Genomic DNA, 12934 nt, shown 5'->3' with positions numbered 1-12934 from the left:
GTCGTGCGGTGGACGAGCTTGCGCGCCGGCAGTTGGCGAGCATCGCCGAGGTCATCACGGTGACCGGGGCCTGTGGCATCCCGGTGTGGCTGCGCGGCGGCTGGGCGATGGACTTCCAGCTCGGCACTGTGACCCGCCCGCACGTCGACGTCGACTGGTACTGCTGGCGCGACGACGCGGACCGGCTGGCCGACCTGCTGCTGGCCCGGGGCTGGCTTCCCGACCCGCGGATGCCCGCCCGGTCGCAGCTTGACCTGTTCGCCGCCGACGTGGAGGTCAGCTTCGCGTACCTGGGTCGGGATGCCGCCGGCCGACCGACGGTGGGTGCCGGGTCCTGGGCCGGCACCCCACTGCCGGCCGGGATGCTGGCCGCCCCACCCGGCCGGATCGGCCCGCTCACCGTGCCGACCATCTCGGTGGCCGCCCAGATCGAGTTCAAGCAGATGTACCCGGTCTGGATGCCGGAACGTCAGCGCCGCCCGAAGGACGCCGACGACCTGGCCCGGCTGCGCGATCTCGCCCCCGCTCCGCGGCGCGCCCCCTGAGCTGTGGGTGAGCGGGCGGGCACACAGTGCCGAAGTGCGCCGGGCAGGTCTGCGGGGCGAGGCACAATCGGACTCATGTCGCGTCGTGTCACCCCCGCCCTGCTGGCCAGCGCCCTGCTCCTGGCCGGTCTGGTCGGCTGCTCGGCGGACGCCAGGAAGGCCGAGAGCCAGCAGGCGCCCGTCGAACCACCGCCCGCCGCCACCCCGACACCGCAGGTACCCGCCGGGAAAGCCCCGCAGCGCGCCTTCGCTGTCGGCGTACGCCAGCTGAAGCTGAACAGGGACGGCCGCGCGCTGCCGACGACGCTCTGGTACCCGGCGGCCGGGCAGTCCGGCGGCGCGGCCAAGCGGTCGGCGACGGCGGCGGAGGGCCGGTTCCCGGTGGTGATGTTCAGTCACGGCCTGGGTGGGCGGCCGGACGACTACGCCACGCTGCTGACCCGCTGGGCGGCGGCCGGTTTCGTGGTGGCCGCGCCCGCGTTCCCGCACACCTCCCGGGGCGCCGACAACAACGTCCTCGACGTGCTCAACCAGCCCGCCGACGTGTCGTACGCGTTGGATCAGGTGTTGGCGTTGGACGGCAAGGCCGGCGACGCGTTGCGCGGCCGGTTGGACGGTGAGCGGGTGGCCGCCGCCGGGCACTCGGCGGGCGGGGTGACCACCATCGGCCTGTTCACCGCGAGCCGGGACGAACGGCTGGACGCGGGAGTGGTGTTCGCCGGCACGGCGCTCGGGGTGGGTACCGCGTTCGCCGGTGCCGCCGCCCCGCAGTTGTTCGTGCACGGTGAGCTGGACGAGGTGGTCGAGTACGCGGCCGGCAAGGCCGCCTACGACAAGGTGCCCTGGCCGAAGGCGATGCTGAGCCTGCCGAAGGGCGACCACGGGCGGGCGCTGCTCAGCGACGGCGCGACGCTGCGGGTCGTCTCGGACACCTCGGTCGAGTTCCTACGCTGGTCGCTCTACGGCGACCCGGACGCCAAGAAGCGCATCTCCACCGACGCGACGCGCGGCGACATCGCCACCTTCGACGACCACCTCTGATCCCGCGCCTCGCGCCGCACGCCGCACGCCCAAGATCTGCGCAACATCGGGGATGTTGCTGCCTCGGCACGCCGGAATGCAGCAGTTTCCCCGATGTTGCGCAGATCATGGCGCGACGCGAGCGCGGCGCGGACAGGCGGGCGTTAGGCCTCGTGGTCGATGACGACCTTGCCGAAGGCGTCGCCGGAGTGCAGTCGGGCGAAGGCGTCCTCGACCCGGCTGAACGGGATGACGCAGTCGACTACCGGGCGCACCTCGTTGTCCGAGCAGAACGCCAGCAGCTCGTACAGCTCGCCGGGCGTGCCCATCGAGGTGCCCAGGATCTCCAGCTGCATGGCGAAGACGCGGCGCAGGTTGACCGACGGCTCGTGCCCGGCGGTCGCGCCGGAGACCACGATCCGGGCCATCGGCGCGGCCGACTTCAGCGAGTGGTCGAAGGTGGCCGCGCCGACCGTCTCGATCACCACGTCGACCCGCTCCGGCAGCCGGGCGCCGGGCTCCACGGCGGTGGCGCCGAGGGCGGAGATCCGGTCACGCTTCACGGCGTCGCGGCTGGTCGCGTACACCCGCTTGCCCATCGCGACGGCGAGCGCGACGGCCGCGGTGGCCACCCCACCGCCCGCGCCCTGGACCAGCACGCTGTCGGCCTCCGCGACGCGGCCCTTGGTGGTCAGCATCCGCCACGCGGTCAGCCAGGCCGTGGGCAGGCACGCCGCGTCGGTCGCCGCCATGCCGTCGGGCAGCGGGATCAGATTCGACCGGGGTACGACCACCCGCTCGGCGAGCGTCCCGGCGAAGTGCTCGGAGAGGATGGAGACCCCGCGCGGGTCACCCGGGGTGACGACCACCGGGTAGACGACCACCGGACGCCCCTCCGGGTCCACCCCGACCGCGTCGCAGCCGAGGATCATCGGCAGTTGGGCCTCGGTGAGACCCACCCCGCGCAGCGACCAGAGGTCGTGGTGGTTGAGCGAGGTGGCCCGCAACTGCACGGTCACCCAGTCGTCCGCCGGAGGTGTCGGCTCGGGCCGCTCACCGACGGTGAGCGCGGCGAGCGGGTCGGCGTCGTCGAAACGGGAGGCAAAGGCAGCACGCATGATCGGCACGGTAACAAGCTGAGCGCTCGTTAAGAAGGCGTGCGCGTAGGCCAGCGGCGCATGCTTCGCCGGAGCGCCCCTGGCCCACGCGTGCGCGTAGAGCCGGCGGCGCATGCCGCGCCCGAGCGCCCCCGGCCCACGCGTGCGTCCTAGCGGCGGGCGACGCCGTCGCGGCGGGCGGCTTCGGCGACCGCCTCGGCCACGGCCGGCGCGACGCGCGGGTCGAGCGGGGACGGCACGATCGCGTCGGCGGTCAGCGACTCGGCCACCACACCGGCGATGGCGTCCGCGGCGGCGACCTTCATCGCCTCGGTGATCCTGGTGGCGCCGGCGTCCAGCGCACCGCGGAACACCCCGGGGAAGGCCAGCACGTTGTTGATCTGGTTGGGGTAGTCACTGCGCCCGGTGGCGACCACCGCGACGTGCCGGGCGGCCACCTCGGGGTGCACCTCGGGGGTGGGGTTCGCCAGCGCGAACACGATTCCGCCGGGCGCCATCTGAGCCACCGCCGCCTCGGGGATCTGCCCGCCGGAGACCCCGACCAGCACGTCCGCGTCGCGCAGCGCCTCGGTGACGTCGCCGTGCCGGCCGTCGGCGTTGGTGCTCGCGGCCAACTCGGCCTTGGTGCCGGTCAGCTCGGTGCGGTGGCGGCCGATGATCCCCTTGGAGTCACAGACCACCACCTGGTCGGGGTTGACGCCCCCGGCGATCAGCATCTTCGTCACCGCCACGCCGGCCGCGCCCGCGCCGCTCACCGCCACCCGCAGGTCACCCAGCTTGCGGTCGAGCAACGTCGCGGCGTTGCGCAGCGCGGCGAGCACCACGATCGCGGTGCCGTGCTGGTCGTCGTGGAAGACCGGGATGTCCAACGCCTCGTCGAGTCGACGCTCGATCTCGAAGCAGCGCGGGGCGCTGATGTCCTCCAGGTTGATCCCACCGAACGAGGGTGCCAACGCCCGCACCACCGCGACGATCTCGTCCACGTCCTGGGTGTCCAGGCACACCGGCACCGCGTCCACGCCGCCGAACTGCTTGAACAGCACGGCCTTGCCCTCCATCACCGGCAGCGCGGCCCGGGGGCCGATGTTGCCCAGCCCGAGCACCGCCGAGCCGTCGGTGACCACCGCGACCGTGTGCGACACCCAGGTGTAGTCATCCACCAGGGCCGGGTCGGCGGCGATCGCCTCACACACCCGGGCCACCCCTGGGGTGTACGCCAGGGAGAGGTCCTCCCGGCTGGTGAGCGGCACGGTCGAGGTGACGGCCATCTTGCCGCCCCGGTGCAGTTGGAAGACGGGATCAGCGGGGTCCACGGTGGACGAAGACATGGTGGTGACTCCAGGATCTGTCGAGCAGATGTGAGGCGGCCGGCCCCGCCGCGAGGTGGGCGGCGGGCGGTGGCACGCGGTGCGGGGGGTCACCCGGGCACTTTCCGAGCATAGTGTCGACACCACCCCTCGGATGTGAGCAGGGTCATAACTGCCGGCGAGGTACCCGTCCCGGGCGCGGCCAGTAGCGGGCCACCACCCGTCCGCGCACGTCGGCCACCCCGTACGCCCGGGAGTCGTCGGTGATCAGGTCGTTGTCGCCCCGCAGCCACCAGCCGCCGTCCTGCGACCGGACCGCACGCTTCACCACCAGCAGATCGGGCCGGGTCCGGAAGACCGCGACCACCACGTCACCGGCCCGGATCGGGCGGCCACCGACGCGAACCAGCACCGCGTCGCCGTGCCGCAGCGTCGGGACCATGGACGGGCCGGTCACCAGAACGGCGGTCAGCGGCCTCCGCAGCCGGGGCGCCTCAGCCGGGTGATCGGCGGTCACTGGTTTCACCTCAACCGGTTGGGGGAGCATCTCCAGGAGTAATGTCGCCTTTGATCATCGCAAACTTCCCATGGAGGATCCCGATGCGACTTCCGCGCATCCTTGCGCCCCGCGTCACCGCGAGCGCTCACTGCGACCTGCCGTGCGGTGTCTACGACCCGGCCCAGGCCCGGATCGAGGCCGAGTCGGTCAAAATGATCTGCGAGAAGTACCAGTCGAACACCGACCCGGAGTTCCGCACCCGCGCCATCATCATCAAGGAGCAGCGCGCCGAGCTGGTCAAGCACCACCTCTGGGTGCTCTGGACCGACTACTTCAAGCCGCCGCACTTCGAGAAGTACCCGAACCTGCACAGCCTGTTCAACGAGGCCACCAAGCTCGCCGGCGCCGGTGGCGTCAAGGGCAGCCTCGACCCGGCCACCGCCGACAAGCTGCTCGCGAAGATCGACGAGATCTCGAAGATCTTCTGGGAGACCAAGAAGGCGTGACCTCTCCGGTCATCCCGACGATCCGGCCGGCACGTCCCGAGGACGTGCCGGCCGTCGTCGCCATGGTGCACGAGCTGGCCGAGTACGAACGCGCGCCGGAGCAGTGCCACCTCACCGCCGAGCAGTTGACCTCGGCCCTGTTCGGTGCCGGCGCGACGTCGGAAGAGCCGAGCGCTCCGGCGCTCTTCGGCCACGTCGCGGTGGATGAGCAGGACCAGCCGGTCGGCTTCGCACTGTGGTTCCTCAACTTCTCCACCTGGGCCGGCGTGCACGGCATCTACCTGGAGGACCTCTACGTCCGGCCGGCCGCCCGGGGCACCGGCGCCGGTCGGCTGCTGCTCGCCACGCTGGCCGACATCTGCGTACGACGCGGCTACCGGCGGCTGGAGTGGTGGATGATCGACTGGAACCCGGCCGCCGGTTTCTACGCCTCGATCGGCGCCGAGCAGATGAGCGAGTGGGTTCCCTACCGGCTCAGCGGCGACGCGCTCCGCCAGCTGGCCGATCACGTCACCACCGCCGGCACGCGTACGGGCGACTGACCGGGTAGAGTCCCCGACCGGGGGGATGAGGCGTGACTCAACTGACTGGCCAGCCAGCGACCGACGACGACGTGGTGCACCTCACGGTGCCCGCCGACGGCGGTTACCTCGGCGTTCTTCGCACCGCCACCGCCGGTCTCGCGGCCCGGTTGCAGTTCGCGCTCGACGAGATCGAGGATCTGCGGATCGCTGTCGACGAGGCGTGCGCCATGCTGCTCGCCATCGCCACCCGCGACGCCGAGCTGGAGTGCCGTTTCGCGGTCACCGAGGACGCGCTCACCGTCGAGGTGACAGTGCCGACCGTGCGCGGTGCCACCCTGCCCGCCGAGTCGTCCTTCGCCTGGAAGGTGCTCACCGCGCTGACCACGTCGGCGTCCGCCACGTCGGCCGACGGCCGGGCCACGATCGCGCTGCTCACCCGCCGCTCCGGCGGCTACTGACCGACCCGGCCCACCCTGGTGGTCACTGGAAGCCGAGGGCACGGGTCGTCGGGGAGCAGACCAGCAGCCAGCCCACGCCCAGGCCGAGCGCCATCAGCGGCACGCCCAGCCAGCCCAGCCCAGCCTGGATCATGAACCAACCGATCGGCAGCAGCATCAGCTGAAGCACGATGGCGGGGGCGCGTGCGCCCGCCTGACGGCGCAGCAGCGCGCGTCCCAGCGCCCAGAGCACGACGGCCGCGCCGATGGCGAACCCGGTCACCAGCAACGCCGCCAGCAGGTCGGTGCGGGTGGCGGTGAGGTCGGCCCAGATCAGCCAGACGGCGATCAGCCCGACGACTGCCGCCTCTGCCCACAGCAGCCGGACCGCCCAGCGGAGCGTGACGGGGATCGGGTCCGAGTCGATGGTCACGCGCGCCACGATACCCGGGCTGCCGGCAGGTACAGTGCCGCCCATGCGGGCCGTCCTGGTGGTCAATCCGAAGGCCACCACCACCAGCGAACGCAGCCGGGACGTGCTTGTCCGGGCGCTGCGCAGCGAAGTCGATCTCAGCGTGCGCTACACCCGTCGGCGCGGGCACGCCGTGGCGCTCGCCCGGGAGGCAGCCGCGGAGGGGGTCGACCTGGTCGTCACCCTGGGTGGCGACGGCACGGTGAACGAGGTGGTGAACGGCCTGATGACGGCCGAGCCGCCGACCCGCGCCGGTGATGCGCCGATGGCCGAGCGACTGCCCGCGCTGGCCACCGTCCCCGGCGGTTCGACAAACGTGTTCGCCCGCGCGGTGGGGCTGCCCCGGGAGTGGCCGGAGGCGACCAGCATGATCCTGGAGGGGCTGCGGCTGGGCCGCAGCCGGACGGTGGGGCTGGGCCGCGCCGACGACCGCTACTTCACCTTCTGCGCCGGGTTCGGCCTGGACGCCGCGGTGATCCACCGGGTGGAGCAGGCCCGGCGCAAGGGGCGGGTGTCCACGCCGTCGCTCTACCTGCGTTCGATCATGAACCAGTATTTCCTCGCCTCGGACCGGCGGCACCCGGCGATCGTCCTGGAGCGCCCGGGCGAGCCGGCGGAGGCCGAGCTGGCCACCGTCATCATCCAGAACACTGCCCCGTGGACGTACCTGGGCGACCGGGAGGTCAACCCGAACCCGGAGGCGTCGTTCGATCTCGGGCTGGACGTACTGGCGTTGCGTCAGCTCCGGGTGGCTAGCACAACACGGACAGTGACGCAGTTCCTGTCCCGGCAACCGAATCCGCGCGGTCGTCAGGTGTTACGACTCCATGACACGGCGGAGTTTACCCTGGTCTCCAGCCGCCCGCAGGCGTTCCAGCTGGACGGGGACTATCTCGGCGAGCGGGAGAAAGTCAGATTCACCTCCGTTCCGGCCGCACTGAGAGTAATCTGCTAGGTCTCGGGTACCGCAGTTGGTCGACACGGTGGCCACAACCGATCGGCCGGGTCGCCGCCACACCGAGGGGCAGGTGCCGGAAATGTCAGCAATGTCACGCGGACTGTACTATATTGATCCTCGACTGTGGCACGCCGGGTAACCAGGAAAGCGCGGAAACCCGGACAAACGGGTTGTGGGCTTGCTCACCGCCCGGAGTTTTTCCGAGCGTCACCCTTGACATCACGACTGTTCGTGAAAGTATTCACAAGCGAACTTGAGTTACCGGGACATTGCCTGGATATGCTCGTCAGGTTGAGCTGTTCCAGCAGGTCCCCGGCACTAACTGCCTGCTCACGCACTGCCGAATGGACGAACGCTAACTGTCACCTCGGCACTGCGGATGCATATAGGGAAAGCACGACAAGCAATATTTGCCACCCATCCAGAATGAGGAGTGTTGCCGCCATGGACTGGCGTCACCATGCTGTCTGCCGCGACGAGGACCCGGAGCTGTTCTTCCCGATTGGGACGTCCGGACCGGCTCTCCTGCAGGTCGAGCAGGCCAAGGCCGTCTGCAGGCGCTGCTCCGTGACCGACCAGTGCCTGCAGTGGGCACTCGAGTCTGGTCAGGACGCCGGCGTCTGGGGCGGAATGAGCGAGGAGGAGCGGCGCGCTGTCAAGCGGCGCGGCGGTCTCCGGGTGCTGCGCGCTCACTCCGCCTGATCCCCAACGACACAGCTGTACGCCCCGGTGGGTTCGCCCACCGGGGCGTTCCGCTGTCCGGCACCGGGCCGGCACCGGATCAGCCCCGTCGAGGCCGGCACCGGATCAGCCCGTCCAGGCCGGCACGGGTTCAGCCCGTCGACGCCAGCACGGGCCGATCGTCGACCCGGCGCAGCACCAACTCGACCAGCTCCGGCGCGTCGGTCAACGGCGCGGCAACCGCCACCGCACCCGCCGCCCCGGCCGCCTCGGCCACCGCGTCGTGGAACAACCCCGGCGCCAGGAAGTACGCGGACACCGCGACCCGCCGCGCGCCGGACGCCCGCAACCGGGACACCGCCACGGCGGCCGCCGGTGGAGCCGCCGACGCGTACGCCACCCGGCAGGGCACCCCGAACTCCACGCCGAGCGCATCGGCAACCCGGCCCACCGAGCGGCGCGCCCGCGCATCCCGGGTGCCCGCCGCAGCCAGCACCAACGCGTCGAACCGACCCCGACGCGACGCGTCCAAACCGCCCCGACGCGACGCGTCCAAGCCGCCCCGACGCGACGCGGTCGAGCCATCCGGCCACGTCTCACCCAGCCGACGGCACAGCCCGGCCAGCAGCGCCGGATCGGGGGTGTCGTCCGCCGGGCCGAGCACGTCGGTCACCCGTACCGCCAGTGGCGGCCCGGACCGGGTGGCCGCGGCGACCGCCGCGGGAATGTCCACCCGATGGTGGTACGCGGCGGTCAGCAGCAGTGGCACCAGCACCGCCCGACGGTGACCGGCCACGGCCAGCTGACGCAGCAGCTCGGTCGGCCCCGGCTCGGTGTGGTCCAGCCAGCTCGCCCACACCGGTGTGCCGGGCCGGGCCGCCGACACCGCCCGAGCCAGCGCCCGGGTGGCATCGGCCGCTCGCGGATCACGGCTGCCGTGCGCGACGAGCACCACCGGGTCCGCCCCGCCGGCCGCACCGGTCACTGTCGTGCCCGGCGAGGTCAGACGTGCAGCCCGCACTCGGTCTTCTCGAACATCGCCCACCGGCCGGCCCGCGCGTCCTCGCCGGCCTTCGTACGGCGGGTGCACGGCCAGCAGCCGATCGACCCGTACCCCTGCTTGAAGAGTTCGTTGACCGGCACGTTGAACCGGGCGATGTAGGCGTCCACGTCCCGTTGCGACCAGGCCGCGATCGGGTTCACCTTGACCTTGCCGCGGCGCGCGTCGAAGGTCACCACCGGGGTGTTGGCCCGGGTCGGCGACTCGTCCCGACGCAGACCGGCGGCCCAGGCGTCGTACCCGCTCAGCGCCCGCTCCAGCGGCTCCACCTTGCGCAGCTGGCAGCAGTCGTCCGGTGACTTGTTGAACAGTCGCGGACCGTACTGGCCGTCCTGCTGGCCGACGGTGAGCCGGGGCCGGATCGACCGGACGTTCACCGGCAGCGTCCGGGCCACCTCGTCACGGACCCGCAGCGTCTCGGGGAAGTGCAGCCCGGTGTCGAGGAAGACCACGTCCACCCCGGGAGCCACCCGGGACACCAGGTGCGCCAGCACGGCGTCGGCCATCGAGCTGGTCACGCAGAACCGCTCGCCGAAGGTCTGCGCCGCCCAGCGGGCGATCTCCAGTGCCGGGGCGCCCTCCAGGTCCCGAGCGGCCTGCTCGGCCAGGGCCCGCAGCTCGTCCGGGCTGCGCCCGCTCGGGTCGGCCGGTGCCGAGGCGCCCGGGCCCACCAGGCGCAGGCTCGTGGCCGAGACGAGACCCGCGCTCACCGGGTCACCGTCCGGCTGAGCAGCCCGATGAACTTCACCGAGAAGACCCGGGTGCAGGCGTGGCACTCCCAGGCGCCGTGCCCCGACTCGTGCGGCCGCAGGTCCTCCTCGCCGCAGTACGGGCAGTGCAGAGGTGCCGCTCGGTTCTCGCTGCTCACCGCAGTTCCTCCTCGTCGACTCTGATCACCCAGTTGGCGAACGTCTCGCCCTCGCTGCGACCGGCCAGGTAGCGAAGGGCCAGCCGTTCCACGTACTCCGGAAGCTCGTCGGCGGTGGTCTTCAGGCCGCGCAGCTTGCGGCCGAACCCGGCGGTCTGCCCCTGCGCCATGCCCAGGCCGCCGCCCAGGTGCACCTGGAAACCCTCGACCTGCCGGCCGTCCGGGCCGACCACCAGTTGGCCCTTCAGCCCGATGTCGGCCACCTGGGTGCGGGCACACGCGTTCGGGCAGCCGTTGATGTGGATCGAGATGTCCGCGTCGAAGTCGCGCAGCCGCTGCTCCAGCCGGGCCACCAACTCCTCGCCACGGGCCTTCGTCTCGACGATGGCGAGCTTGCAGTACTCGATGCCGGTGCACGCCATCGTGCCGCGCCGCCAGGCCGACGGCCGGGCCTCCAGACCGATCCCGCGCAGCGCGTCGACGAGCGACTCCGTCCGCTCCGACGGCACGTCGAGCACCAGCAGCTTCTGGTACGGAGTGAGCCGCACCCGGTCGCTGCCGTGCGCCTCGACCACGTCGGCGAGCTGGCTGAGCTGCGCGCCGGAAACCCGCCCGACCACCGGGGCGGCGCCCACGTAGTGCCGCCCGTCGGCCTGCTCGTGCACGCCCACGTGGTCGATCGGCTTCGAGGGCAGGATCGGCGCTGGGCCGTCGAGCAGCGTACGACCGAGGTAGTCCTTCTCCAGCACCTCGCGGAAGCGCTCCACGCCCCAGTCGGCCACCAGGAACTTCAGCCGGGCCCGGTTGCGCAGTCGGCGGTAGCCGTAGTCGCGGAAGATCCCGACCACCCCGGCCCACACGTCCGGCACCTCGGCCAGCGGCACCCAGACGCCGAGCCGCTTGGCGAGCATCGGGTTGGTGGCGAGACCCCCGCCGACCCAGACGTCGAAGCCGGGGCCGTGTTCGGGGTGGTCGACACCGAGGAAGGCGATGTCGTTCGACTCGTACGGGGTGTCCACCAGCCAGGAGATCGACGTCTTGAACTTGCGGGGCAGGTTGGAGAACTGCTTGTCACCGACGTACCGCGAGACGATCTCGTCGATCGCCGGGGTCGGGTCGAGCAGCTCGTCGCGGGCCACCCCGGCGACCGGGCTGCCCAGCACGATCCGCGGGCAGTCGCCGCACGCCTCGGTGGTCTGCAGGCCGACCGACTCCAGCCGACGCCAGATCTCCGGCATGTCCTCGACCCGGATCCAGTGGTACTGGATGTTCTGCCGGTCGGTGATGTCGGCGGTGTCCCGGGCGAACTCCCGGGAGATGTCCGCGATCACCCGCAGCTGGGCCAGGCTGAGCTGACCGCCGTCGATGCGGACCCGGAGCATGAAGAACTCGTCCTCCAGCTCGTGCGGCTCCAGCACGGCGGTGCGCCCACCGTCGATGCCCGCCTTGCGCTGGGTGTAGAGGCCCCACCAGCGGAACCGGCCGCGCAGGTCCTGCGGGTCGATGGAGGCGAAGCCGCGGTGCGCGTAGATGGTTTCGATGCGGGCTCGAACGTTGAGTGGGTCGTCGTCCTTCTTGATCCGCTCGTTGGGGTTGAGCGGCTCACGGTGGCCGAGCGCCCACTGACCCTCACCCCGTGGCCGGCGCGGCGCTCGGGTCGGGCGAGCCGTCGGGTCCTCGGAACGGGCCGGGATGCTGCTGACCGCCATCGCGGCGTCCTCCGTTGTCTGCTGTGCCTCGGGGCACGCGGGGCGCGGCGGCCGGCCCGGCGAAGCGGGCAAGACAACGGTGTCGGGGACAGCCGGCGCGGAGCGCGCCCGAGACGGATTGGTCGGGCGTCGTCAGTTGGCCGGACAGATCGCGCTGCGCACGCGGCCGTAATCGACGTGGCGACGTGCCACGAAGCGGCGGACGACTGCGGCGGTCATGGGCTCATGCTGCCACACCCCATGGGGGCCGGCCAATGTCCGCGTGCTGGATCCCACATCACGGGCCGGAGGTCAGCCGACCAGTTGGTCACCGAGGACAGTTCGGGCATAACGCACCACCCGTCCCTGGCGTACGCCGACGATCAGGCCGTTGTCCCGCAGCGTGGTGAGGTGGTGCGACGCGGTCGCCGGCGCGAGACCCAGCATCGCGGCCAGCTCACCGGTGCTCAGCGGTGCGTCGAGCAGGGCGAGGGCCGCCGCCCGCGTACCGCCGAGCAGGGCGGCCAGCGCGGCGCTGGGCGGCGGCGAAGCCCACAGCCCGCCCAGCCCACTGGGCGGATAGCAGAGGGCCGGGCCGGCATCGCCCTCCATGATCGCGTGCACCGTCGGCCCGGAGAAGGAGGTGGGCAGCAGCGTCCACGGGCGTCCGTCCAGGCCGGCCGGCAGGCTCGTGCCGACGGCGACCCGCAGTGCCGCGCCGTCCCAGCGGATCAACGGGTGCAGCTCGCGGAGCAGGATGCGCCCACCCTGCTCGGCAGCGAGCAGCGTCCGCCGCCGGATGTCGGCCAGTGCGAGCGCCCGCAGTCGGGGCCAGTCCGGTGCGATCAGCAGTGTGAAGTATCGGTGGAGCTGCGCGACCAGCTCGTCCGGTGTCAGCCGGGGCGCGCCGGCCCGGTCCAGTTGCCGGCGCACCACGGACGGGTCGGTGCCGGCGACCGCCCGCAGCTCGGCGGCCAGGTTCGGTGCCGCCCCGATCGGGGTGAGGAAATCCGGTACGTAACCGTTGGACGACCTGAGCACCGTCAGCAGCGGCTCCAGGCCGGCGTCCGGCAGCAGCCGCTCCGCGCGTTCCCGCCACGGGCGGTGCATCCAGTACTTCGTCGGCTTGCGTAACGCCCAGGAGCTGGCCACCAGCTCGGCCAGCGGCGAGTGCACGAACCGGACCCGGCTCAGGTCGTCGGGCGAGAACCGAACCTCGATCACCCACGGATTCGACCACGGTCGAACGGT

At 71.9% G+C, this 12934-nt stretch carries 16 protein-coding genes; 7 read left to right on the top strand and 9 right to left on the bottom strand.

The window, feature by feature from the left end:
- The first annotated feature begins 8 nt into the window (after positions 1 to 8).
- Together IF22_RS0126755 and IF22_RS0126750 are read left to right on the top strand one after the other, a co-directional pair.
- Complete coding sequence (locus IF22_RS0126755; RefSeq protein WP_030336693.1) at positions 9 to 545, top strand: nucleotidyltransferase domain-containing protein; 537 nt, start codon at positions 9 to 11, stop codon at positions 543 to 545.
- Positions 546 to 620: 75 nt separating this feature from the next.
- Positions 621 to 1586, top strand: a complete 966-nt coding sequence (locus IF22_RS0126750) for an alpha/beta hydrolase family protein (RefSeq protein ID WP_030336691.1) — start codon at positions 621 to 623, stop codon at positions 1584 to 1586.
- Positions 1587 to 1729: 143 nt separating this feature from the next.
- Here the strand turns inward: IF22_RS0126750 and IF22_RS0126745 are convergent, their stop codons facing one another.
- The 3 genes from IF22_RS0126745 to IF22_RS0126735 form a co-directional block, all read right to left on the bottom strand.
- Entirely contained in the window at positions 1730 to 2692 is a 963-nt protein-coding gene (locus IF22_RS0126745) for a zinc-binding dehydrogenase (protein ID WP_030336689.1), read from the bottom strand.
- 140 nt (positions 2693 to 2832) lie between these two features.
- On the bottom strand, positions 2833 to 4011 hold the full coding sequence (locus IF22_RS0126740) for an NAD(P)-dependent malic enzyme (RefSeq protein WP_030336688.1): 1179 nt from the start codon (positions 4009 to 4011) through the stop codon (positions 2833 to 2835).
- Between the two features lie 145 nt (positions 4012 to 4156).
- The gene (locus IF22_RS0126735) at positions 4157 to 4537 is read right to left on the bottom strand and encodes a S26 family signal peptidase (protein WP_051708804.1); all 381 of its coding nucleotides are present in this window, start codon (positions 4535 to 4537) and stop codon (positions 4157 to 4159) included.
- A 53-nt stretch (positions 4538 to 4590) separates the two neighbouring features.
- Between IF22_RS0126735 and sodN the strand changes: the two genes are divergently transcribed.
- The 3 genes from sodN to IF22_RS0126720 are packed head-to-tail and all read left to right on the top strand — an operon-like array spanning position 4591 to position 5977.
- A complete protein-coding gene (gene sodN / locus IF22_RS0126730) occupies positions 4591 to 4995 on the top strand; it encodes a superoxide dismutase, Ni (protein ID WP_030336684.1) in 405 nt (134 codons plus the stop codon).
- On the top strand, positions 4992 to 5537 hold the full coding sequence (locus IF22_RS0126725; RefSeq protein WP_030336683.1) for a GNAT family N-acetyltransferase: 546 nt from the start codon (positions 4992 to 4994) through the stop codon (positions 5535 to 5537). The genes sodN and IF22_RS0126725 overlap by 4 nt, the downstream gene beginning before the upstream one ends.
- Before the next feature lie 32 nt (positions 5538 to 5569).
- Positions 5570 to 5977 carry an ATP-binding protein gene (locus tag IF22_RS0126720; RefSeq protein WP_030336681.1) on the top strand — a complete coding sequence of 136 codons (408 nt, stop codon included), beginning with the start codon at positions 5570 to 5572 and terminating at the stop codon, positions 5975 to 5977.
- Positions 5978 to 5999: 22 nt separating this feature from the next.
- Here IF22_RS0126720 and IF22_RS0126715 read toward each other — a convergent pair whose 3' ends face one another.
- Positions 6000 to 6389: a hypothetical protein gene (locus IF22_RS0126715; protein ID WP_030336679.1), complete on the bottom strand. Its 390-nt coding sequence runs from the start codon at positions 6387 to 6389 to the stop codon at positions 6000 to 6002.
- A gap of 43 nt (positions 6390 to 6432) precedes the next feature.
- On the opposite strand from IF22_RS0126715, the gene IF22_RS0126710 reads away from it, so the two are divergent.
- Together IF22_RS0126710 and IF22_RS0126705 are read left to right on the top strand one after the other, a co-directional pair.
- Positions 6433 to 7383 (top strand): diacylglycerol/lipid kinase family protein, encoded by a 951-nt coding sequence (locus IF22_RS0126710; RefSeq protein WP_030336678.1) that lies wholly within the window; start codon positions 6433 to 6435, stop codon positions 7381 to 7383.
- 447 nt (positions 7384 to 7830) lie between these two features.
- Positions 7831 to 8088 (top strand): WhiB family transcriptional regulator, encoded by a 258-nt coding sequence (locus tag IF22_RS0126705; protein ID WP_007072794.1) that lies wholly within the window; start codon positions 7831 to 7833, stop codon positions 8086 to 8088.
- Between the two features lie 130 nt (positions 8089 to 8218).
- On the opposite strand, the gene IF22_RS0126700 is transcribed toward IF22_RS0126705, so the two are convergent.
- The 5 genes from IF22_RS0126700 to IF22_RS0126680 form a co-directional block, all read right to left on the bottom strand.
- The gene (locus IF22_RS0126700; RefSeq protein ID WP_030336677.1) at positions 8219 to 9088 is read right to left on the bottom strand and encodes a sirohydrochlorin chelatase; all 870 of its coding nucleotides are present in this window, start codon (positions 9086 to 9088) and stop codon (positions 8219 to 8221) included.
- Positions 9070 to 9837: a phosphoadenylyl-sulfate reductase gene (locus IF22_RS0126695; RefSeq protein WP_030336676.1), complete on the bottom strand. Its 768-nt coding sequence runs from the start codon at positions 9835 to 9837 to the stop codon at positions 9070 to 9072. Before IF22_RS0126695 ends, IF22_RS0126700 begins: the two co-directional genes overlap by 19 nt.
- Positions 9834 to 9995 carry a hypothetical protein gene (locus tag IF22_RS35525; RefSeq protein WP_167337345.1) on the bottom strand — a complete coding sequence of 54 codons (162 nt, stop codon included), beginning with the start codon at positions 9993 to 9995 and terminating at the stop codon, positions 9834 to 9836. The genes IF22_RS0126695 and IF22_RS35525 overlap by 4 nt, the downstream gene beginning before the upstream one ends.
- Positions 9992 to 11704 (bottom strand): nitrite/sulfite reductase, encoded by a 1713-nt coding sequence (locus IF22_RS0126685; RefSeq protein ID WP_030336675.1) that lies wholly within the window; start codon positions 11702 to 11704, stop codon positions 9992 to 9994. The genes IF22_RS35525 and IF22_RS0126685 overlap by 4 nt, the downstream gene beginning before the upstream one ends.
- A gap of 291 nt (positions 11705 to 11995) precedes the next feature.
- Positions 11996 to 12907 carry an ArsR/SmtB family transcription factor gene (locus tag IF22_RS0126680; RefSeq protein ID WP_036412359.1) on the bottom strand — a complete coding sequence of 304 codons (912 nt, stop codon included), beginning with the start codon at positions 12905 to 12907 and terminating at the stop codon, positions 11996 to 11998.
- Positions 12908 to 12934 lie beyond the last annotated feature (27 nt).

The sequence above is a fragment of the Micromonospora parva genome (assembly GCF_000718515.1).
In the GTDB taxonomy this organism is placed as follows: domain Bacteria; phylum Actinomycetota; class Actinomycetes; order Mycobacteriales; family Micromonosporaceae; genus Micromonospora; species Micromonospora parva.
The sequence above is the reverse complement of the archived record's forward strand: the minus strand, read 5'-3'. Positions and strand labels throughout refer to the sequence as shown.